This is a genomic window from Amycolatopsis sp. NPDC104863 (genome assembly GCF_055582965.1).
Map to the genome: position 1 here is coordinate 211,745 of NZ_JBVJOW010000004.1, position 19,819 is coordinate 231,563.

Sequence of the window (19,819 nt, forward strand, 5' to 3'; positions counted from 1 at the left end):
GATGTCGCTGTCAGGGGCTTTTGTTCAGCCACGAAGTTGGGCCGCCGCCGCACGCCCCGGCGCGGGCTGCTCCGACGGGACGGAGTCGGGATCGATCGCCGCCTGGACGAGGTTGTCCTCCGACCCGGTCAGCAGCTCCGCGCCCACCGGCGTCGAGCGCTTGACCAGGGCCAACGCGATCGGCCCGAGCTCGTGGTGCTGGATGACGGTGCCGACGCGGCCGACCGTCCGGCCGTCGAGCAGCACCGGGTCGCCGGGCTCCGGCCGGATCTCAGGGGAGCCGTCGAGGTGCAGCAGGAGCAGGTTCCGCGGCGGACGGCCGACGTTATGCACCTTCGAGACCGTCTCCTGGCCGCGGTAACAGCCCTTCGCGACGTGCGCGGCGGAGCCGACCCAGCCCACCTCGTGCGGAATCGTGCGGTCGTCGGTGTCGACCCCCAGCCGCGGCCGGACCGACTCGACGCGCAGGGCCTCGAACGTCCAGCTGCCGGCCGCCCGCGCGCCCGCGTCGGTGAGGCGCTTCCACCAGTCGGCGAGGGCATCGCGCGGCACCGCCAGGTCGACGCTGGAGCGGCCCGGCCACGGCATCCGCCGGGCGAACCCGCCGCCGGAAAGCGCTGTCACCGCGTACGGCTCCGGGCCGACTTCCGCGCCGGCCGCGCTCAGCACGCGCTCGGCGTCCGGGCCGAGCACGGTCAGCAGCGCGAGCTCGCCGGTCGCGTCGCGGATGTCCACCTTGGACCAGAACTTCATGGCCTCGAGGTATTCACGCAGTGTTTGGGGACCGCCCTTGGGCAGCGCGCTGGTCACGCTGGTGCCCGGGTCGGTGTCGAGCCAGACGGTGCCGTCGAGGTGCGCGAGCACCATGTGCGTCTCGACGCGGCCCTGGCTGTCGAGCACCAGCGCCTCGGTGCCGGTGCCCTCGGCGAGCTCGGTCACGTGCTGCGAGATCACCAGGTGCAGCCACGAGAGCCGCTCTTCGCCGGTGACGGCGATGAACTCCCGGTGGGAGCGGTCGATCACGACAGCGCCACGCGACGCCGTGCGCTGCTCCGCGAAGGGGTCTCCCCAGTGCCAGGGGACGCCGGCTTCGGGGTGGTCGTCGGGCGGAGGGATGGATCCGGGCACGTCCAGCAGCGGCGAGCGGTACGGCATACCACCCAGCCTAGGTGAGTACCGTGCTTGTATGCGCGTGCTCGTCTTCCTCGACGGAACCCCGGCCGACCCCGACACCGCCCAGATCAGGGCCGACGACCTCGGCCTGACCCGTGGCGACGGCGTCTTCGAGACGATCCTCGTGGTCGGCGGGAAGCCCCGCGAACTGCGGCCCCACCTGGAGCGGCTGGCGCGTTCGGCGGCCATGCTCGACCTGCCGGAGCCCGATCTCGCGGCCTGGGAGCACGTGGTCTCGGTGGTGCTCGACCGGTGGGCCGGCGGCCCCGAAATGGCGCTGAAACTGGTGTACACCAGGGGTTCCGACGGTGACCCCGACGCGGTGCCGACCGGGTTCGCGCTGGGTTCGGAGGTCTCGCCGTCGATCTTGCGGGCCCGCGCCGAGGGGGTCGCCGCGGTCACCCTGGACCGGGGTTTCCCGCCGGACCTCGCCGAGCGCGCGCCGTGGCTGCTGCTCGGCGCGAAGCCGTTGTCCTACGCGGTGAACATGGCCGCCGTGCGGGAGGCGGGCCGCCGCGGGGCCGACGATGTGATTTTCACCGCCACCGACGGCTCGGTGTTCGAAGGCCCGACGTCGACCGTGGTGCTCGCGAAGGGGCGGACGCTCTACACCCCGCCGCCGGCCATCGGGATCCTGCCGGGCACGACCCAGGCCGCGCTGTTCCGCGGCGCCGAGAAGGCCGGCTGGGCGGTCAAGGTGGAGCCGCTGCGGGTGGCCGACCTGGTGGCGGCCGACGGGGTGTTCATGGCGTCGAGCGTGCGCAAGCTCACGCGGGTGCACACGCTGGACGGCGCCCGCCTGCCCGACTCGTCGGCCGTGTACGCCGAGCTTCTGTCGGCCTACGAGGGCGAATACGCCTGAGTGATCCGCACGATCGCGGGGGCGACCTCTTCGGCGCGGTAGGCGGCGATCTTGTGGTGGCCGTCGATGATCAGCTCGCGGTCACCGTCGGCCAGCACGACGGCGACCGGGCGGTGGCCGCTGCGGATCGCCGTCCGGTAGTAGCCGACGCGGGCTTCGTCGGACGGCGGCCAGACGTCGGTCGGGGTGAGCAGCTGGTCGTCCGGCAGCCGCTCGGGGCCGCTCACGCGGTAGTCGCCGTCGACGAGCAGGTCGAGCACCGGGCCGAGCGTGGTGGCCAGCGGACGCCGGAGCTGGCCGGTGGCGAGCGCGATCCGCAGCGCTTGGGGCAGCTCGGCCCGCGCCCGGTTGTTCACGTCCAGGAAACCCGTGCCACCGCTGATCGTCACCTGTTCCACGCCTATCAGGACGGGCGGCGGCGCGACATGGTTCCAGCCGCTACCCGGAAGGGTGCACCGGGTGACCCGGGTCTCACCCGCGCGGCGGTACCGGACTTTCAGGACATCCGGAACCGCACCCGGGTGCCCGGCCGAGCCTGCGCGAGCGCGCCCAGCGCGGCCCCGCGCACGACGGCCGCGACCGGGTAACCACCCGTGGTCGGGTGGTCGGCCAGGAACACCACCGGCAGGCCGTTCGGCGGCACCTGGATCGCGCCCGTGACGACGCCTTCGCTGGGCAGCTCGCCTTCGGTGTACTCCGCCGCGCGCTGCAACGCCGTCCCGTCGAGCCGCAGGCCGACGCGGTTGGACTCCGCCGTCACCGTCCACCACGCGGCCAGACCGTCGGCCGCGGATGCGAGCCAGTCGTCGCGCGGGCCGAGCGTCACCGGCACCACCAGCTCGTCCGGCGCCGAAGCGGGCACCACGACGTCCGCGCCGGCCGGGATTCCGGTCGGCGCGCCGAGCGGAAGCACGTCTGACGCGCGAAGCGGCGAAGGGCCGATGCCGGACAGGACGTCGCGAGAGCGGCTGCCCAGCACCGGTTCCACCGCGATCCCGCCGGACACCGCCAGGTAGCAGCGCAGCCCGGCCGACGGTGTCCCGAGGGTGAGCGTCTGGCCCGCCCGCACGGGCACCGGCACGTGGGAGCCGAACGCGCGGTCGTCGACGACCACCGAGACCGGCGGGCCGGTCACCGCGACCGTCGCGGACGCCGTGAAGCGCACCGAAAGGCCGCCGAGCAGGGCTTCGATCCCGGCCGCCCCCGCCGGGTTGCCGACGAGCCGGTTCGCCAGCCGCAACGACGCCGTGTCCAACGCCCCCGACGGCGCGACGCCGAGATGCGCGTAACCCGGCCGGCCCAGGTCCTCGACCAGCGCCTGCGGGCCCGGTGCGAGGACCTCCAGGGACCTCACCGGACGCTCCGGAACCGCACGCGGTCACCCGGGGCGAACAGCGCGGGCGGGTCCGCGCGTGGGTCGAACAACGTCGCCGACGTGTGCCCGAGCAGCCGCCAGCCGCCGGGTGACTCGCGCGGATAGACGCCGGTGAACTCGCCCGCCAGCCCGACCGACCCGGCCGGGACGCGCGTGCGGGGCGACTCAAGCCGCGGCTGCCGCAGCGACGACGGAAGCCCGGTCAGGTAACCGAATCCGGGCGCGAAGCCGGTGAACGCGACCGTGTAGACCGTCTCGGTGTGCAGCGAAACGACGGCTTCCTCGGACATCTCGGCGTCCGAAGCGACGAGCGCGAGGTCCTCGCCGTCGTAGCGGACGTCGAGGGTCACTTCCCGCGGCTCGCCGGCGGGCGGGTGCGTCAGGTCGGCGTCTTCGAGCAAAGTCCGGACCGCCGCCACCCCGCCGACGACCAGCAGGCTGCGGGCGCCGGGCACCAGCTCGACGACGTCTTCGGGGCGGGCCGCGCAGACGGTCGCGTGGGCCGCGCGCATCTGCTCGAGCGAGTCGCAGTCGAGCAGGGCGGCGTCCTCGCCACACCGCCGCCAGCGCACGCTGTCAGCCGACGACGCGGCGAAGCAGGGCCGAAGAGTGGGGTTGCATCTCCTGGCCCACCATGGCGCGCTCCTCGACGTAGCCGAGGGAGCCTTCGATCAGGCCGTACAGGCGCTGGGCCGCGGTGACGTCCTTCGCGGAGGCCGTGCGGATCACCGCGTCGGTGCCGAGCTCCCACGACGTCTGGTTGCGCGGCTTGCCGTAGTACAGCTCGACGATGCCGGTGTTGTGCGTGAGCAGCAGCTCGAGCGTGTCGTCCTCCTGCGGCCGCCAGAACCCGGACTCGCGGGCGGCGGGGCGGATGACGTTGCCCTCGTCGTCGAGCAGCCACGCACGCGACTCGTGGACGAGGAACGGCCGGCCGTCGTGCGAGATCGTCAGCTGCTGCGCGAACTTGCGCGGGCCTTCGATGGTCGGGTAGTCGACCTCGCCCTCACCGCGCCAGACACCGACGAGCGGCAGCAGCGCGAGGCAGGCGTCGTTGAGGTTCGGCCCCTCGCGCAGGTTCGCGGTGTCGTTGGGGATGGGCAGGTCGTCCCACAGCGGAAGGTTGCGCTCGCGGGTGCTCTCCGCGCGCATCTCCGCTGCTGCGATGGCGTCGTCGCCGCTGGCGGTCATGGGTCAGCGCTGGTCCGCGTAAAGCCGGTAGACGACGTACACGGCGAACCACGTGATGGCGACGCCCGCGAGCACCAGCAAGGTCGTAAACAGAGCTTCCACGTCCAGCAGGATAGTCCGCCGCCGCTCACCCGGCCCGGCGCAGGGTCGTCGCGGTGAGGACGGTCACCGCCAGCAGCACCACCCCGGCCACGCCCATCGCCGCGTGCAGGCCGCTCGGCAGTGTCGGACCGGCGGCCAGCAGCGCGCCGAGCGCGGCTACCCCGAGGGCGGTGCCGGTCTGGCGGGCCGCGTTGACCGTCGCCGACGCGATCCCGCTGCGGTTGCCCGGCAGCCCGGCCAGCCCGACGATGTTCGACGGCGTCACCGACAGCCCGACCCCGGCGCCGGCCAGCGCGAACGCGACCGCCACCAGCCAGTACGGGCTTTCGGCGTCGAGCAGGAGGAACGCGAAGGAGCCGACGGCCGCGACGAGGTAGCTGACCGGCAGGAGCCGCTCCGCGCCGTAGCGCGCCGAGAGCCGTCCGGCGGTGAACGCGGCGACGACGTTCGTCAGCACGTACGGCAGCATCTGGACCCCGGCCTCGGTCGCCGTCGCGCCGCGGGCCTGCTGCAGGTAGACGCCGATCAGGAAGACCGCCGGATAGGCCGCGAACCCGAGGCTCCAGGCGGCGAAGATCGCCACCGAGAACCGGGTCCCGGCGAACAGCCGCACCGGCAGCATCGGGTGCGGCACGCGCAGCTCGACCACGATGAACGCGGTCAGCGCGGCAAGCCCGAGAACCCCGGTGAGCAGCACGGACGTGCTCAGCCCGAGTCGTCCGGCCTCGATCACGGCGAAGGTCAGCAGGCCGATCCACAGCGTGCCGAGCACCTGCCCGGTCAGGTCGAGCGCGCCGTGCGCCGGGTCGCGCGACTCGGTGATCCCGCGGCGGCCGAGGACCACCGCGACCACGCCGATCGGCAGGTTGATCAGGAAGATCGCCGGCCAGCCGAAGGCGTCGGTGAGCGGGCCGCCGATCAGCGGGCCCAGCACCAGCGCGCAGCCCGCGACCGTGCCCCACAGGCCCATCACCCGCGCCCGCTCGGCCGGCGCCGGGAAGGCGTGCGCGAGCAGCGCGACCGAGCCCGGGATCACGGCGGACGCCGCAAAACCCTGGACGATCCGGGCGGTGACCAGCAGCTCGAGGGTCGGCGCGAGCGCGCAGCCGACCGACGCGACCGTGAACAGCGACAGCCCGGTGAGGTAGACGAGCTTGCGGCCGTAGCGGTCGCCGAGCGTGCCGCCGGAGAGGATCACGGCGGTGAGCGCGACGGTGTAGCCGTCGATGATCCACTGCAGCCCGCTGAAGCTCGTGCCGAGCGTGCGTTGCATGGTCGGCAGCGCGACGCTCACGACGCTGACGTCGAGGAGGGCCATGAAGCTGCCCAGGAAGACGGCGGCGAGCAGGCCGGCGCGGCGCGTCACGGGAGCGGTAAGGGTCACCTAAACAGCTTGCGACCTCAACCCGGCTTGAGGTCAACTCATCGCATGCTTTCCATCGGTGAAGCGGCCTCGACGGTGGGGGTCGCGGTGTCCGCGTTGCGCTACTGGGACGAGCGCGGGATCGTGCGCCCCGCCGCGCGCCGCGGCGGCAAGCGGTTCTACGGCCCCGACGAGCTGCACCGGCTGGCCGCGGCGAAGATGCTGCAGGACACCGGCCTCTGCAGCCTTGACGAGATCGCCGCCGTGCTGCGCGGCCCGGAGCACGGTGACTGGCGGGCCGTGGTCCGCGCCCGGATCGCCGAGCTCGCCGAGCGGCGGCGGAAGCTCGCCGTCGCGGAGACGTTCCTCGACCACTTCCTGCGCTGCCCGCGTGACCACCCGATCGAGACGTGCCCCTCGCTGCGGGACCACACCGACCGGGTCCTGAACGCAGCGAAGGCCTCCCCGCCGGAGTAGGGAGGCCTTCGCGAAAAGTGCGTCAGGCGACGGAGATGGCCAGCTGGTGCACGCCCGGCCCGTCGGCCGTCACGGACGCTTCGCCGTTGCCGGTGCGGTGCAGCGCGCGCACCGTCCAGTCGCCGGGCGCCGCGTAGAAGCGGAAGTCACCGTCGGCCGAGGAAACGACCTCGCCGGTGAAGTCGCCGCCGCCGTCCAGGAGCCGGACGAACGCGCCGCCGACCGGCCCGTCCGCACCGGTCACCTTGCCCGCGAGCACAACCTGGCCGCGAGTGTCGTAGTCCGCCGGCGTGGCCTCCTGGACCGGTGCGCCGCAGCTGTCGTCAACCGCCATCACTTGGCTCCCAACTCGACCGGCACGCCGACGAGCGAGCCGTATTCCGTCCATGAACCGTCGTAGTTCTTCACGTCCTCGTGGCCGAGCAGCTCGTGCAGCGCGAACCACGCGATCGAGGAGCGCTCACCGATGCGGCAGTAGGCGATGGTGCCCTTGCCCGCGTCGATGCCCTGCTCCTTGTAGAGCTCGTCGATCTCGGCCTCGGTCTTGAAGGTGCCGTCCTCGTTGGCGACCTTCGCCCACGGCACGTTCAGCGCGCCGGGGATGTGGCCGGGAACCTGGGACTGCTCCTGCGGCAGGTGCGCCGGGGCGAGCAGCTTGCCGGAGAACTCGTCCGGCGACCGCACGTCGACGAAGTTCTTCGCGCCGATGGACTGGACGACCTCGTCGCGGAACGCGCGCAGGGACAGGTCCTGGTCCTGGGCCTTGTAGTCGGTGGAGTCGCGCTTGACCTCGTCGGAGTTCAGCTCACGGCCGTCGAGCTCCCACTTCTTGCGCCCGCCGTCGAGCAGCTGGACGTTCTGGTGGCCGTACAGCTTGAAGTACCAGTACGCGTACGCGGCGAACCAGTTGTTGTTGCCGCCGTAGAGGATCACGCGGTCGTCGTTGGAGATGCCCTTCTCCGAGAGGAGCTTCTCGAAGCCCTCCTTGGAGACGAAGTCGCGGCGCACGCCGTCCTGCAGGTCCTTGCGCCAGTCGAACTTCACCGCGCCCCGGATGTGGCCGCCGTCGTACGCGGTGGTGTCCTCGTCGACCTCGGCGAACACGACGCCGGGGGTGTCCAGGTTCTCCTCGGCCCACTGGGTGGTGACCAGGACGTCTTCACGGCTCATGGAACGGACTCTCTTTCTGGGGTTGAACTTCAGGACGCGCGGGCGGGGGTGAAGCGCTTGATGAGCAAGAACATTTCGCAGCCGAGGCAGAAGTCGAAGGCCGCGTTGAGGAAGGCCGCGAAGAGCGCGAAGGCCGTCGCGACGATGCCGAGCGGGGTGACGTCGAGGGCGAAGCCGATCGTGCCGACGAGCGCGAAGACGAAACCGACGGCCTGGGCGAACCGCAGCGGCGCCGCGTCCTCCCGCTCGTCGGTCGGGCCGAGGCGCGGGGCGACGAGCGTGCGGTACACGATCGAGTAAGGCGCGGGCTTGAGCCCGACGAACGCGCCGATGGCGAACACGACGGTCTGGATCGCCAGCAACGGCCACCACTGGGTGACCAGGACGACCGCGAGCACGACCGTGGTCAGGATGGCGGCGAACCGCGGGCCCCGCGGGTCGACGGCCGGTCCGGCGGACATGGTTCCTCCAGCTGGAGCAGAGGGGGTGCGTGCGGACGGCACGCTTCAGCGGCTTCGGGGCTGGCTGGTTCCGGGCGTGGTTCAGCGCCGGTCGGACGGAACGCGACACAGGCTGCTGCGGACGCGGCAGAGGTCGACTGCGCGTCGCTGCGTGAGGAAGTTGGTCAGCCTGGTCACGGGTGCGAGCGTACCCAGCTCTCCCTCAGAGTGGGAACCACGTTCACACTCTGGGAGAAGTTCCGCCATCTGGGACACAGCCCTGGTCAGGGGGTCCGAGCCGTGAGATGCGGGCGCAGCGCGTCCAGCAGTTCGGGGCCCTTGGGGACACCGCCGACGCGCAGCAGCTCCCGGCCGTCCGGGGTCAGCGCGATCGTGGTCGGCGTCCGGAGCACGGCGAGGGACTGGGCGACCTCGGGCTGGTTCGTCACGTCGAGCTCGACGTGGTGCAGGCCGTCGGTCCGCTCGGCGAGCGGCGCGAGCACGGCCTTCGCGTGCCGGCAGGGCGCGCAGAAGGTGGTGGAGATCTGGACCAGCGTCACCGCGGACGCCGGGTCGAGCACGGCGGTGACGGGACCGGGCAGCTCACGCATGGGCTTCGCCGCCCGCACGCGGCCGTTGCGCGCCCGCAGCAGCAGTCCGGCGGCCGACCCGGCCACCAGCACCGCCACGAGCACCCACAGCCCCGTCACGCACCGCTCCCTACTTGCTCAAGTCCGCGAAGGACACGTCGGTCGCCTCGCCCTTGATCGTCACCGAACCGCTCTGGACGCGCACGCCGGTCGGGGTGACCGACAGCGGCAGGTCCTTCGTGCTGATCGACGCCTTGAAGTTCGGCATCAGCGCGTTCTGCACCGCCTGGGGAACGACCGTCGTCTCCTGGTCATTCCCGAACTGGAGCCGCTTGGGCACGAAGTTGATCGTCCCGCCCTTCGCGTCGGCCTCGATCATCGCGAAGCAGAAGATTTCCAGGTCCTTGCCCGCGAACGAAAGGTGTCCCGAAATGCGGACACCGGTGGTCGACTCGTCGACGGTCTGGCCGTCGGTCGTCGTGGTGGGGGTCGGGGTCGCCTCGGCCTGGCCGGAGTCGCCGTTCTCGACGTAGTCCGTGGTCGCCGGCTCGATCCGCAGGTCCTTGATCTTGTCCAGCGGCGCGAGGCGGGACAGGTCGGCGGCCTTGATCGTGACCGAGCCGGTCAGCTGGCCGATGGTGATCGCCTTCGTGTTGCCGGAGGTGATGTCCGACAGCGGCGCCGTGACGTTCTCCAGCTCGGCGTTCACCGCGACGTCCTGGAGCTTGTCGGCGACCGGCACCCCGGCGGCCGACACGCTGATGTGACCGTACTCACCGCCGAGCGCCTGCGTGAGGAACGGGAAGCCGTGGATCGTCACCGACGGGTCGTCGGTCAGCTGCAGCTGCGTGCGCGCCTTCTGCGAGATCATGTGCTCGGCGTACGCGGCGGCCCCGAAATCGGCGCCGACCAGCAGGAGCGCCAGGACCACGAGGGCGATCACCCAGCGGCGCAGCCGGCGCCCCCGGCGCCGCGCGTCCGGCCTCGGTGCGGGTCGGTCGTCCCGGGTCACGGGCCTGCTCACCATCGCGTCCGTACTCCTGTTCGTCGGGTCCACCGGCGTTTCCCCCGGTGTGATCGATCCAGCAAGGGTTAGGTGCCCGGCCGTCGAGCCGCTATTCTCACTTAGCACCGAACAACGCCACCGTGAGGCGACGATTTGTGAAGGCGGTGCGGCTCATGAGCCTGGACCTTCTGGTGCTGACTGCGGAAGCCGATGCCACTTCGGTGCTGCCCGCCCTGGACCTGCTGCCGCACACCGTACGCGTACGCGCTCCCGAGGTGACCGCCCTGCTCGACGCGGGCCACCGCGACGTCATCGTCCTGGACGCGCGCAGCGACCTGGCCTCGGCGAAGAGCCTCTGCCGGCTGCTGAAGGGCGCCGGAGAGGACGAGGCGTCCACCCCGATCATCGCGGTCGTCGGTGAAGGCGGGCTCGTCGCGGTGAGCGCCGAGTGGCGCACCGACGACATCCTCCTGCCGACCGCCGGCCCGGCCGAGGTCGACGCCCGGCTGCGGCTGGTCACGACGCGCGATGGCGGGTCCGCGCAGGTCGACGCCGAGCTGCGCGTCGGCGAGCTGGTCATCGACGAGGCGACCTACACCGCCCGCCTGCGCAAGCGCACCCTCGAGCTGACCTACAAGGAGTTCGAGCTGCTCAAGTACCTCGCGCAGCACGCCGGCCGGGTGTTCACCCGCGCCCAGCTGCTGCAGGAGGTCTGGGGTTACGACTTCTTCGGCGGCACGCGCACGGTCGACGTCCACGTGCGGCGGCTGCGCGCCAAGCTCGGCCCGGAGCACGAGCAGATGATCGGCACCGTGCGCAACGTCGGGTACAAGTTCGAGCGGCCCGCGAAGGGCGCCATGCCGCGTCAGGCCGCGCCGGCGCCGACCGAGGTCCCGGTGGAGACCCCCGAACTCGCACACTGACGCCACCTTCCCAAGACGCGTCGGCAACCATCGCGTTGCCTCGCGCGCGGGTACGGTCACGGGGTGACCGGAGAAGGCGAATGGCGGCAGGAACTGGACGACAAGCAGCTCGAGGACGTCCGCGGGCTGCTGCTGGCCGTGCGGGAGGCCGACGGCCGGCCTGAGGTCGCGGCCGAAGGCCCGCTGCCCGGTGAGTTCGACGGCGGTGAGCACCTCGTCGCTTGCGTCGAGGGCGAGGTCGTCGGGTACGTCCACCTCGACACCACCGGCGACTCCTTCGGCCACCAGGTCGCCGAGCTGTTCGTGCACCCCGCCCACCGCAGCCGCGGGTACGGCGCGAAGCTGCTTCAGGCGCTCGACGAGCGCGCCGCGGTCGGGTTCCGGGTCTGGGCCCACGGTGACCACCCAGCGGCGCTCCAGCTGGCCGTGAAGACCGGTTTGGAGCGCAAGCGCGAGCTGCTGATCCTGCACACGGACGTCGAGGGCGCGGACTGGCCCGAGCCGGTGCTGCGCGAAGGCGTCACGCTGCGGACGTTCGTGCCCGGCCAGGACGAGGACGCCGTCGTCCGGGTCAACGCGCGGGCCTTCGACTGGCACCCCGAGCAGGGCGCGCTGACCGCCGAGGACGTCCGCGCCGACGAAGCGCGGGCCTGGTTCGACGCGGACGGCTTCTTCCTCGCCGAGCAGGACGGCGAAGTGATCGGCTTCCACTGGACGAAGGTCCACGAGCCGACGCCGGGCCGGTTCGGCGGTGAGCGCGTCGGCGAGGTCTACGTCGTCGGCGTCGACCCGGCCGCGCAGGGCGGCGGGCTCGGCCGGGCGCTGACGCTCGCCGGGCTGCGGTACCTCGCCGGGCGCGGGCTGCGGCAGATCATCCTGTACGTCGAGGGTGACAACGCACCGGCGTTGGCGGTCTACACCAAGCTGGGGTTTGCGCGTCACGAAACCGACGTCCAGTACGGCCGGTGAGCGTTACAAACGCCGTGCCAACAGTCCGTCACAGTGTGCGAACGCCCAGGTCACGGGCGGGACACGACACCCTTTCGGACTAGTAGCACTGCTCACATCCGGGGCCTTGTTCAACTTCCGTTCACCTGGACAGGGGCGACCGTCCACCGGGGCTGCCTAATGTCCGGATCCGGCGCGGCAGCACGCCGCGACGACCCGGTCAAGCTCCTGATGGAGGAAACAGCAGTGAAGATCATGCGGCCCCTGAGCGCGGTGGGCATCGTCGCGAGCGCCGCCCTCGTGCTCGCCGCCTGCGGTTCCGATCCCGCGGCGTCGAACAGCAGCAGCTCGAACTCGGCTGCCGCCCCGGCCGCCACCGGCACCGCCGACGTGGAGTGCGGTGGCAAGAGCCCGCTGTCCGCGGAAGGTTCGTCGGCGCAGGCCAACGCCATCCAAATCTTCACGCAGCAGTACACCAAGAAGTGCGCCGGCCAGCAGGTCAACTACAACCCGAGTGGTTCGGGCGCCGGCGTGAAGCAGTTCAACGCCAACCAGGTCGACTTCGGCGGCTCGGACTCGCCGATCAAGGACGCGGACCTCGCCGCGGCCAACAAGCGCTGCGCGAGCGACGCCTGGAACATCCCGCTCGTCGTCGGCCCGGTCGCGGTCGCCTACAAGCTCTCCGGTGTCGACAAGCTGGTCCTGACCCCCGAGGTCATCGCCAAGATCTTCAACGGCGGCATCAAGAACTGGAACGACCCGGCCATCAAGGCGGTCAAGGGCAACGAGAGCCTGACCCTGCCGGACAAGGCCATCCAGGTCGTCTCCCGCTCCGACGAGTCGGGCACCACGGACAACTTCCAGAAGTACCTGAAGGCCGCCTCCAAGGGCGCCTGGACCCAGGGTGACGGCAAGGCGTTCAAGGGCGGCGTCGGCAACGGCGCGGAGAAGTCCAACGGTGTGGCCAGCGCGGTGAAGGCCGCCGACGGCGCGATCACCTACGTCGAGGGCGCGTTCGCCAAGGACGGCATCACGCCGGCCCTGATCGACAGCGGCTCCGGCGGTGTCGAGCTCAACGCGGCGAACGTGGCGAAGTCCCTGGACGCGGCCAAGTTCCTCAAGGACGGCTCGAAGGACCTGGCGCTCGACCTCAACGGCATCTACTCCAGCAACACCCCGGGCGCCTACCCGCTGCTGCTGACGACCTACGAGATCGTCTGCTCGAAGTACGCGGACCCGAACGTGGCGAAGGCTGTCAAGGCGTTCCTGACGGTGTCGGCCACCGACGGCCAGCAGCCGCTGTCCGCCAAGGGTTATGTGCCGATCCCGCAGTCGCTGCAGACCAAGGTCCTGGACTCCATCAAGGCGATTTCCTGACCTGGTCCCCACGGCCGCTCCCCGAGTTGAAACAGGCTGGACAAACTAGTCGATGAGCGAGTCATCCTCGACGCGAACGCCCACCGGCGACCCCGGTGGGCGTTCGTCGTCCGCCACCACGCCCCCGGAGGTCCCGATTTCGGAGCAAGCAGCCCCGCCGGCGGAGAAAGAACCGCCCGCGCGTGAGAAACCGAAGAAGGTGCGTCCCGGTGACCGCATCTTCCAGAACCTGACCACCGGGGCCGGGATCTTCGTCGTCGTCCTGATCGGCGTGATCGGGCTCTTCCTGCTCATCCAGGCGATCCCGGCGCTGCAGGCCAACAAGGCCAACTTCCTCACCAACCACGGCTGGTCGACCAGCGACCCCGCGAACATGTCGTTCGGCATCCTCGACCTCCTCGAGGTCACGGTGGCGACGTCGCTCGTGGCGCTGGTCATCGCGATGCCGGTCTCCCTCGGCATCGCGCTGTTCCTGACGCAGTACGCGCCGCCGCGCCTGGCCCGGCCGTTCGCCTACATCGTCGACCTGCTCGCCGCGGTGCCGTCGATCATCTTCGGCCTCTGGGGCATCCTCGTGTTCGCCCCGGCGATCGAGCCGTTCTCGCAGTGGATCAACGACACCTTCTCGTGGTTCCCGCTGCTGGCGCCCGGCAACGTCGCGCCGAGCGTGCGCGGCACGATCTTCACCGCCGGCATCGTGCTGGCCGTGATGATCCTGCCGATCATCACGTCGCTTTCGCGCGAGGTGTTCGAGCGCACGCCGGTCCCGCACATCGAGGGCGCGCTGGCCCTCGGCGCCACGCGCTGGGAGGTCATCCGGACGACGGTGCTGCCGTTCGGCAAGGCCGGCTACGTCGGCGCGTCCATGCTCGGCCTCGGCCGCGCGCTGGGCGAGACGATCGCGCTCGCCGTCATCCTGCTCATCCCGCAGGGCCGCAACTTCGACTGGAGCCTCTTCGACGGCGGGTCGACGTTCGCGTCGAAGATCGCCGCGAACTACAGCGAGTTCAACAACGAGGTCTCCGCCGGCGCGTACATCGCGGCCGGCCTGGTCCTGTTCGTGCTGACGTTCGTCGTGAACTTCGCCGCCCGGTCCATCATCGCCAAGAAGGGGGACTGAGCATGTCCACGTCGACCCTCGAGGCCCCGGCCGCGACGCCCGCGTTCCAGCAGGTCAGCGCGGCCCGCAAGATCAAGAACGTGGTCGCGACCACGTTGGTGTGGCTGTCGTTCCTGGTTGCCGTCGTCCCGCTGGTGTGGGTGCTCTACACGGTGGTCGCGAACGGCATCAAGCGGCTGCCGTACAGCAACTGGTGGACCCAGGACTTCGGTGACGTGCTGTCCGACGAGGTCGGCGGCGGTGTGCTGCACGCCATCATCGGCAGCCTGCTGCAGGGCCTCGTCTGCGCGATCATCGCGGTGCCGATCGGCATGCTGGTCGCGATCTACCTGGTGGAGTACGGCCGCGGCAAGCTCGCCAAGGCCACCACGTTCATGGTGGACATCCTCTCCGGTGTCCCGTCGATCGTCGCCGCGCTGTTCATCTACGCGCTCTGGATCACCACGCTCGGCCTGCCGCGCAGCGGTTTCGCCGTCTCGCTGGCCCTGGTGTTGCTGATGATCCCGGTGGTCGTCCGGTCGTCGGAGGAGATGCTGCGGATCGTCCCGGACGACCTGCGCGAGGCGTCGTACGCGCTGGGTGTGCCGAAGTGGAAGACGATCATGAAGGTCGTGCTGCCGACGGCCCTGTCCGGCATCATCGGCGGCATCATGATGGCGCTGGCCCGCGTGATGGGTGAGACGGCGCCGCTGCTGGTGCTCGTCGGCTACTCGGCCTACGTCAACTGGGACATCTTCAGCGGCGAGCAGGCCGCGCTGCCCCTGGTGATGAACAACGAGCGCGTCACCAACTCGATGGACCCCGGCTCGGTCGGCTTCGACCGGATCTGGGGTGCGGCGCTGACGCTGGTGCTCATCATCGCGATCGTCAACCTTCTCGCCACCGTGTTCGCGCGCCTTGTCGCCCCGAAGAAGAAGTGAGCTGTAAGCCATGGCCAAGCGAATCGACGTCAAGGACGTGGACATCTACTACGGCAAGTTCCACGCCGTCGACGGTGTCACCCTTGCCGTGCCGCCCCGCAACGTCACCGCGTTCATCGGCCCGTCCGGCTGCGGCAAGTCGACGGTGCTGCGCACGCTGAACCGCATGCACGAGGTCATCCCCGGCGCCCGCGTCGAGGGTGACGTCCTGCTGGACGGCGAGAACATCTACGCGTCGTCGGTCGACCCGGTGCAGGTGCGCCGCACGATCGGCATGGTGTTCCAGCGCCCCAACCCGTTCCCGACGATGTCCATCAAGGACAACGTCGTCGCGGGCCTGAAGCTCGGTGGCACCAAGGGCAAGAAGACGCTCGACGAAATCGCCGAGCGCGCCCTGCGCGGCGCGAACCTCTGGAACGAGGTCAAGGACCGCCTCAACAAGCCGGGCGGCGGTCTTTCGGGCGGCCAGCAGCAGCGGCTGTGCATCGCCCGCGCGATCGCGGTCCAGCCGGACGTCCTGCTGATGGACGAGCCGTGCTCGGCCCTGGACCCCATTTCGACGCTGGCGATCGAGGACCTGATCGGGGAGCTGAAGAAGGACTACACGATCGTCATCGTCACGCACAACATGCAGCAGGCGGCCCGGGTTTCCGACCAGACGGCGTTCTTCAACCTGGCCGGGGTGGGCCAGCCGGGACGTCTGGTCGAGCTCAACGACACGGAGAAGATCTTCTCCAACCCGGACGAAAAGGCTACGGAAGACTACATTTCCGGCCGTTTCGGCTGAGTCGTCGTTGTGGTCGAAGGCCTTTCTCGCCGGTGCTCGGGGTCGGCGAGAAAGGCCTTCTTCTTTTTGTTCGTCCTTTGTGGATCAGGTCGCCGGGAGATAGCGCAGGGTCAGGATTCCCGAATCCCAGGCTTTGCTTTCCGTGAGAGTGAGTTCTGTCCGCCGGTCCTGGAAAAGCGGTTGTCCCGCGCCGATCGCCGTCGGGTAGAGCTTGATCCAGTACTCGTCGACCAGTCCGGCCCGGACGAATTCCTGCACGATCGAGACCCCGCCGAAGAGCACCATGTCCTTGCCCGGCACCGCCTTCAGCTCGGCCAACTCCGCTGCGAGGTCGGGCCCGGCGAGGCGGTGGGGAGCGGCCACCTCGGCCGAAGAGCGTGAGAAGACCACCTGCGGGGTCGAGATCATCCACGTGGCGAAGTCGGCCAGCTCGGCTGGGCTCGCCGGGTCTGTCGCCTGGGCTCTGAAGTTCTGCTCGATGCCGTGGTGGAAGTTCCGGCCCGTCAGGATCGTGTCGCAGCGAGACCGCATCTCGTTCGACAGGGCGATGTTCAGCTCGGGATCGGGCAGCATCCAGTCCAGCTCGCCCGCCGGGCCGGCCAGGTGGCCGTCGAGGGTGACGTTGACATAGGCGATTACGGTGCGCATGGCCGATACCCTAATCGGCCGGCACGCAAAAAAGCCCCCGGCCGGACGGCCAGGGGCTTTTCGCGCAGTGCTCAGATGTCGTCGTCGGTGCCGTAGCCCGGCATCCGGCCGGTGACCACGAAGATCATCCGCTTGGCGACCGACACCGCGTGGTCGGCGTAGCGCTCGTAGAAGCGGCCGAGCAGCGTGACGTCGACCGCCGCGGCCACGCCGTGCGGCCAGTCGCGGTCCATCAGGACGGTGAAGAGGTGGCGGTGGATGTCGTCCACCTGGTCGTCTTCGGACTCGAGCGTCTTCGCCGCTTCGACGTCCTTCGACTTGATGACCTGCTCGGTCTGCCGGGCCAGCTTCACCGCGACCTCGCCCATCTCGGCGAAGTACCCGCGCACCGCCTCGGGCAGCACGGGCTCGGGGTGGCGCCGCCGCGCGGCCTTCGCCACGTGGAGGGCCAGGTCGCCCATCCGCTCGAGGCTTTCCGCGGCGTGGATCGCCGCCAGCACGGTGCGGAGATCGGTCGCCACGGGCGCCTGCAGGGCGAGCAGCGCGTACGCCTGCTCCTCGCAGAGGGAGCGGGCGTCGTCGACCTTGGCGTCGTCGCTGATCACCTGTTCGGCGAGACTGAGGTCGGTCTCCAGCAGTGCCCGCGTGGCACGCTCCATGGCGTCGGCGACCTGGACCGACATCGCGGCCAGGTTGTCGGCGAGCTGTTCGAGTTCGACATGGTAAGCCTCACGCATGGCCCAACCCTACGGGCAACCGTGACCAAACACCGCATCGCCGGGTGAACCGCACGTGAACCCGGACTAACGATCCTCGCGGGTCAGCCCGTGCTGCTCGTCTTCTTGCTGGTCGTCGTCTTGGAGGTGGTCTTGGACGACGACTTCGACGTGCTCGTCGGCGGAGCCTGCTCGCTCGCCGGGATCGGGGCGTTCGGGTCGGGCAGCGGGGTGTTGTTGCGCAGCGCGTCGAAGAGGGCCTTCGTCTTGCTGCGGACGAGGACCTCGTTGCCGCGGTTGTTGGACTCCCCGGTCGTCGGCACGGTGAGGAAGGTGATCTTCGACTGGTCGAGGCCCTTCATGGACTGCGCCAGCGTCATCATCTGCTTGACACCGAGGTTGTCGCCGAAGGTGGCCTTCGCGAAGGCCGTGATGAAGTCGCTGAGCTTGCCGGGGTCGAGCACGACGTCCGACGACATGACCTTCTTCAGCAGCGCGCCGATGAACTCCTGCTGCCGCTTGATCCGGCCGTAGTCGGACGTCGGGTCGCCCTTGACGTGCCGGGCGCGCACGAAGTTCAGCGCCTGGTCGCCGGAGATCGTGACGTCGCCGGTCTCCAGCAGCACCTTGCCGAGGATGGTGTCGTCGATCGGGATCTCGTTGTGGATGGTGACACCGTGCACGGCGTCGACCATCTCCTTGAAGCCGTTGAAGTCGATGCCGACGAAGTGGTTGATCCGCAGGCCGGTGATCTGCTGGATGACCTTGGTCACGCACGACGGGCCGCCGACCGCGTACGCGGTGTTGAGCTTGGCGATCTTCTGCCCGGGGACCTTTTCGTCGGTGTTCTTGTTCTGCGCGGGGTCCCAGCGCTGGCAGTCGGGCCGGTTGATCTCGAGGTCGCGCGGGAACGACGTGACGACCACCCGCTGCCGGTCCGCCGGGATGTGGGCGACCATCACGGTGTCACTGCGGGCACCGGGAGTGCTGTCGGCGGTGCCGACCCCTTCCTCGGCGGCCGCGCCGTCCCGGGTGTCGGAGCCCACCATGAGGAAGTTCTCGTCGTTCGCCTGGCCGGCGGCGTCCTGGATGTCGGAGGAGTTCTCGTCGAGCGCGGAGATCTGGGTGAACTTGGCGTCGAAGTAGGTCTGCGCGCCCCACGCACCGCCGATCCCGAGGAAAACGAGCCCCGCGATCACGGCGGCGGCGATCCGGCCGAACCGGATCGAGCGCTCGATCTTCCGCTGCTTCTTCTCCTGGAGCCGGGTCTGCGCGGCCTGCTCGGCCTCTTCTTCCGGAGAAGGGGCAGTGGTGACGACGCGCTGAAGCGCCGTGCGAGTGCTCTCGATCAGCGAAGCCGGCGAGAGACGCTCACGGCGTTCGCGCCGCTTCGCTTCTTCGGCTTCCATCTCGTCGTGCGCGGCCGAGAACCGGGCGAGGGTGTGGTCGATCTTGCGGCGGTACTGGGTCGCCTCGTCGATCGCTTCCATCTCGTCGGTCATGGTCAGCGGATCGAGAGCAGACCGAGGTGGGACGGCGTTCGCCGGTCGTTTGGTCGGCGCGTCCGGGGACACGGCGGCTGCCTCGGCGGCGGCCGCGGATGTTGCGGCGGCGGCGGCGCGGCGCGGCGCGGGCCCGTCGGGTCGCTGCGACTCGCTCTCGGGAGCGCCCGGACGGCGGGGAGCAGCGCCTTCGGAGGCCGCGCCCGGGCGGCGAGGCCCATCGGCGGGGGCACGGCGAGGTGCGACCCGGCGCGGGCCGGTGCCTTCGGCCGAGGAACCGGCGCTTTCAGCGGCGGCGCGGCGAGCCGCGGGTCCATCGGGACCGGCTGCGCGGCGGGGACCGGTGCCCTCGGCCTGGGAGGCCGAGCTTTCGGCAGCGCGGCGAGGTGCGGACCCATCGGGACCGGCTGCCCGGCGGGGACCAGTGCCCTCGGCCAGGCCGCGGCCCGGCGGGCTGTCAGGTGCGGCCCGGCGAGGACCAGCTTCGGCCTGCGAGCCAGCACCTTCGGCGGCCCGACGAGGCGCAGCTCCATCCGGACCACCCGCACGTCGAGGACCAGCGCCCTCGCCCGGCGAACCGGCACTCTCAGCAGCCGCAGCGCGACGAGGCGCGGGCCTGGCCGTCGCGCGACCATCAGCCGGAGCTGCACGTCGAGGCTGCTCCGCCTCCTCAGCAGCCGCACCAGGGCGGCGAGGAGCCGTCCCCTCTGTGCCTTCAGGCGCCGGGCGGCGCATTCGGCGTGGGGGCTGGGGTGCCGCCGAGGTCTGCTGCGGGCCCGGGTTGGCCGCCGGCGGGCGGCGCTGGAGGGGGGCCTCCGGCTGGGGGGCCGCCGCCGTCGTGCGGCGGGGCTGGCGGGGGCGGGGCGGGCGCGGTTGACGTGTCGCGTCCGTGGGTACTGAGTTCTCCGCAGGGGCCTGTCGCGGCGTGCGCGGCGGCTGCGGAGCGGGCTCCGCCGCCCGGCGTCCCGGCTGGTCAGGGGGCACGGGGCGAACCCCGGTGGTCTTCGCGACGACGTCCGAAACGCTGAGCCCGCCCTGGTCCTCCATCGACCGGCGTCTGCCGGTGCGGGGACGCGCGGGACCATCGGTGCGGCGACCGGTTCCCGGGCTGTCGTGCTCGTCCGGCACT

The 19,819-nt window shown here is 70.7% G+C and carries 23 protein-coding genes; 8 read left to right on the forward strand and 15 right to left on the reverse strand.

Going from position 1 to position 19,819, the window contains the following annotated elements:
- Nucleotides 1–24: 24 nt before the first annotated feature.
- Complete coding sequence (gene ygfZ / locus ACZ63J_RS22460; protein WP_465312982.1) at nt 25–1,155, reverse strand: CAF17-like 4Fe-4S cluster assembly/insertion protein YgfZ; 1,131 nt, start codon at nt 1,153–1,155, stop codon at nt 25–27.
- 31 nt (nt 1,156–1,186) lie between these two features.
- Between ygfZ and ACZ63J_RS22465 the strand changes: the two genes are divergently transcribed.
- Nucleotides 1,187–2,035 (forward strand): aminodeoxychorismate lyase, encoded by an 849-nt coding sequence (locus ACZ63J_RS22465; RefSeq protein ID WP_465402860.1) that lies wholly within the window; start codon nt 1,187–1,189, stop codon nt 2,033–2,035.
- On the opposite strand, the gene ACZ63J_RS22470 is transcribed toward ACZ63J_RS22465, so the two are convergent.
- From ACZ63J_RS22470 to ACZ63J_RS22490, 5 genes are all read right to left on the reverse strand, one after another.
- Nucleotides 2,014–2,433, reverse strand: a complete 420-nt coding sequence (locus tag ACZ63J_RS22470; RefSeq protein WP_465312984.1) for a hypothetical protein — start codon at nt 2,431–2,433, stop codon at nt 2,014–2,016. The two genes, ACZ63J_RS22465 and ACZ63J_RS22470, sit on opposite strands and share 22 nt — an antisense overlap.
- A 98-nt stretch (nt 2,434–2,531) precedes the next feature.
- Nucleotides 2,532–3,389, reverse strand: coding sequence for a 5-oxoprolinase subunit C family protein (locus tag ACZ63J_RS22475; protein WP_465402862.1), 858 nt, complete (start codon nt 3,387–3,389; stop codon nt 2,532–2,534).
- The gene (pxpB, locus tag ACZ63J_RS22480; protein WP_465402866.1) at nt 3,386–3,982 is read right to left on the reverse strand and encodes a 5-oxoprolinase subunit PxpB; all 597 of its coding nucleotides are present in this window, start codon (nt 3,980–3,982) and stop codon (nt 3,386–3,388) included. Before pxpB ends, ACZ63J_RS22475 begins: the two co-directional genes overlap by 4 nt.
- Nucleotides 3,983–3,986: 4 nt before the next feature.
- Nucleotides 3,987–4,601, reverse strand: a complete 615-nt coding sequence (locus tag ACZ63J_RS22485) for a heme-binding beta-barrel domain-containing protein (protein ID WP_465402868.1) — start codon at nt 4,599–4,601, stop codon at nt 3,987–3,989.
- A gap of 127 nt (nt 4,602–4,728) precedes the next feature.
- On the reverse strand, nt 4,729–6,087 hold the full coding sequence (locus ACZ63J_RS22490; RefSeq protein ID WP_465402870.1) for a DHA2 family efflux MFS transporter permease subunit: 1,359 nt from the start codon (nt 6,085–6,087) through the stop codon (nt 4,729–4,731).
- Nucleotides 6,088–6,132: 45 nt separating this feature from the next.
- On the opposite strand from ACZ63J_RS22490, the gene ACZ63J_RS22495 reads away from it, so the two are divergent.
- Nucleotides 6,133–6,543, forward strand: a complete 411-nt coding sequence (locus tag ACZ63J_RS22495) for a MerR family transcriptional regulator (protein WP_465312989.1) — start codon at nt 6,133–6,135, stop codon at nt 6,541–6,543.
- 22 nt (nt 6,544–6,565) lie between these two features.
- Here the strand turns inward: ACZ63J_RS22495 and ACZ63J_RS22500 are convergent, their stop codons facing one another.
- The 5 genes from ACZ63J_RS22500 to ACZ63J_RS22520 all read right to left on the reverse strand — a co-directional run bounded on the left by ACZ63J_RS22500 (nt 6,566) and on the right by ACZ63J_RS22520 (nt 9,770).
- Nucleotides 6,566–6,877 carry a DUF1416 domain-containing protein gene (locus ACZ63J_RS22500; protein WP_465312990.1) on the reverse strand — a complete coding sequence of 104 codons (312 nt, stop codon included), beginning with the start codon at nt 6,875–6,877 and terminating at the stop codon, nt 6,566–6,568.
- On the reverse strand, nt 6,877–7,713 hold the full coding sequence (locus ACZ63J_RS22505) for a sulfurtransferase (RefSeq protein WP_465333762.1): 837 nt from the start codon (nt 7,711–7,713) through the stop codon (nt 6,877–6,879). The genes ACZ63J_RS22500 and ACZ63J_RS22505 overlap by 1 nt, the downstream gene beginning before the upstream one ends.
- A 29-nt stretch (nt 7,714–7,742) precedes the next feature.
- On the reverse strand, nt 7,743–8,174 hold the full coding sequence (locus ACZ63J_RS22510; protein WP_465402872.1) for a DUF4395 domain-containing protein: 432 nt from the start codon (nt 8,172–8,174) through the stop codon (nt 7,743–7,745).
- Nucleotides 8,175–8,437: 263 nt separating this feature from the next.
- A complete protein-coding gene (locus ACZ63J_RS22515; RefSeq protein WP_465402874.1) occupies nt 8,438–8,863 on the reverse strand; it encodes a TlpA family protein disulfide reductase in 426 nt (141 codons plus the stop codon).
- A gap of 10 nt (nt 8,864–8,873) precedes the next feature.
- Nucleotides 8,874–9,770 carry an LmeA family phospholipid-binding protein gene (locus ACZ63J_RS22520; RefSeq protein ID WP_465402876.1) on the reverse strand — a complete coding sequence of 299 codons (897 nt, stop codon included), beginning with the start codon at nt 9,768–9,770 and terminating at the stop codon, nt 8,874–8,876.
- A 152-nt stretch (nt 9,771–9,922) separates the two neighbouring features.
- On the opposite strand from ACZ63J_RS22520, the gene ACZ63J_RS22525 reads away from it, so the two are divergent.
- The 6 genes from ACZ63J_RS22525 to pstB all read left to right on the forward strand — a co-directional run bounded on the left by ACZ63J_RS22525 (nt 9,923) and on the right by pstB (nt 15,824).
- Complete coding sequence (locus ACZ63J_RS22525; RefSeq protein WP_465402878.1) at nt 9,923–10,672, forward strand: winged helix-turn-helix transcriptional regulator; 750 nt, start codon at nt 9,923–9,925, stop codon at nt 10,670–10,672.
- A 63-nt stretch (nt 10,673–10,735) separates the two neighbouring features.
- Nucleotides 10,736–11,641 carry a mycothiol synthase gene (gene mshD / locus ACZ63J_RS22530; RefSeq protein ID WP_465402880.1) on the forward strand — a complete coding sequence of 302 codons (906 nt, stop codon included), beginning with the start codon at nt 10,736–10,738 and terminating at the stop codon, nt 11,639–11,641.
- 225 nt (nt 11,642–11,866) lie between these two features.
- A complete protein-coding gene (gene pstS / locus ACZ63J_RS22535; RefSeq protein WP_465402882.1) occupies nt 11,867–12,997 on the forward strand; it encodes a phosphate ABC transporter substrate-binding protein PstS in 1,131 nt (376 codons plus the stop codon).
- Between the two features lie 199 nt (nt 12,998–13,196).
- Nucleotides 13,197–14,117 carry a phosphate ABC transporter permease subunit PstC gene (gene pstC / locus ACZ63J_RS22540; protein WP_465402884.1) on the forward strand — a complete coding sequence of 307 codons (921 nt, stop codon included), beginning with the start codon at nt 13,197–13,199 and terminating at the stop codon, nt 14,115–14,117.
- A 2-nt stretch (nt 14,118–14,119) separates the two neighbouring features.
- A complete protein-coding gene (gene pstA / locus ACZ63J_RS22545) occupies nt 14,120–15,037 on the forward strand; it encodes a phosphate ABC transporter permease PstA (RefSeq protein ID WP_465402886.1) in 918 nt (305 codons plus the stop codon).
- 10 nt (nt 15,038–15,047) lie between these two features.
- The gene (gene pstB / locus ACZ63J_RS22550; protein WP_465402888.1) at nt 15,048–15,824 is read left to right on the forward strand and encodes a phosphate ABC transporter ATP-binding protein PstB; all 777 of its coding nucleotides are present in this window, start codon (nt 15,048–15,050) and stop codon (nt 15,822–15,824) included.
- Nucleotides 15,825–15,908: 84 nt separating this feature from the next.
- On the opposite strand, the gene ACZ63J_RS22555 is transcribed toward pstB, so the two are convergent.
- The 4 genes from ACZ63J_RS22555 to ACZ63J_RS22570 form a co-directional block, all read right to left on the reverse strand.
- Complete coding sequence (locus tag ACZ63J_RS22555; RefSeq protein ID WP_465402890.1) at nt 15,909–16,472, reverse strand: dihydrofolate reductase family protein; 564 nt, start codon at nt 16,470–16,472, stop codon at nt 15,909–15,911.
- 71 nt (nt 16,473–16,543) lie between these two features.
- Entirely contained in the window at nt 16,544–17,209 is a 666-nt protein-coding gene (gene phoU / locus ACZ63J_RS22560) for a phosphate signaling complex protein PhoU (protein WP_465402892.1), read from the reverse strand.
- A gap of 83 nt (nt 17,210–17,292) precedes the next feature.
- The gene (locus tag ACZ63J_RS22565) at nt 17,293–18,690 is read right to left on the reverse strand and encodes an LCP family protein (protein ID WP_465402894.1); all 1,398 of its coding nucleotides are present in this window, start codon (nt 18,688–18,690) and stop codon (nt 17,293–17,295) included.
- A 2-nt stretch (nt 18,691–18,692) separates the two neighbouring features.
- Nucleotides 18,693–19,340 carry a hypothetical protein gene (locus tag ACZ63J_RS22570; protein ID WP_465402896.1) on the reverse strand — a complete coding sequence of 216 codons (648 nt, stop codon included), beginning with the start codon at nt 19,338–19,340 and terminating at the stop codon, nt 18,693–18,695.
- Nucleotides 19,341–19,819: the final 479 nt, after the last annotated feature.

Coding starts and splice junctions, on each gene's coding strand:
- ygfZ (WP_465312982.1), bottom strand. CDS start 1,155: ATGCCGTACCGCTCGCCGCTGCTGGACGTGCCCGGATCCATCCCTCCG.
- ACZ63J_RS22465 (WP_465402860.1), top strand. CDS start 1,187: ATGCGCGTGCTCGTCTTCCTCGACGGAACCCCGGCCGACCCCGACACC.
- ACZ63J_RS22485 (WP_465402868.1), bottom strand. CDS start 4,601: ATGACCGCCAGCGGCGACGACGCCATCGCAGCAGCGGAGATGCGCGCG.
- ACZ63J_RS22495 (WP_465312989.1), top strand. CDS start 6,133: ATGCTTTCCATCGGTGAAGCGGCCTCGACGGTGGGGGTCGCGGTGTCC.
- ACZ63J_RS22500 (WP_465312990.1), bottom strand. CDS start 6,877: ATGGCGGTTGACGACAGCTGCGGCGCACCGGTCCAGGAGGCCACGCCG.
- ACZ63J_RS22505 (WP_465333762.1), bottom strand. CDS start 7,713: ATGAGCCGTGAAGACGTCCTGGTCACCACCCAGTGGGCCGAGGAGAAC.
- ACZ63J_RS22510 (WP_465402872.1), bottom strand. CDS start 8,174: ATGTCCGCCGGACCGGCCGTCGACCCGCGGGGCCCGCGGTTCGCCGCC.
- ACZ63J_RS22520 (WP_465402876.1), bottom strand. CDS start 9,770: ATGGTGAGCAGGCCCGTGACCCGGGACGACCGACCCGCACCGAGGCCG.
- ACZ63J_RS22525 (WP_465402878.1), top strand. CDS start 9,923: ATGAGCCTGGACCTTCTGGTGCTGACTGCGGAAGCCGATGCCACTTCG.
- pstA (WP_465402886.1), top strand. CDS start 14,120: ATGTCCACGTCGACCCTCGAGGCCCCGGCCGCGACGCCCGCGTTCCAG.
- pstB (WP_465402888.1), top strand. CDS start 15,048: ATGGCCAAGCGAATCGACGTCAAGGACGTGGACATCTACTACGGCAAG.
- ACZ63J_RS22555 (WP_465402890.1), bottom strand. CDS start 16,472: ATGCGCACCGTAATCGCCTATGTCAACGTCACCCTCGACGGCCACCTG.
- phoU (WP_465402892.1), bottom strand. CDS start 17,209: ATGCGTGAGGCTTACCATGTCGAACTCGAACAGCTCGCCGACAACCTG.
- ACZ63J_RS22565 (WP_465402894.1), bottom strand. CDS start 18,690: ATGACCGACGAGATGGAAGCGATCGACGAGGCGACCCAGTACCGCCGC.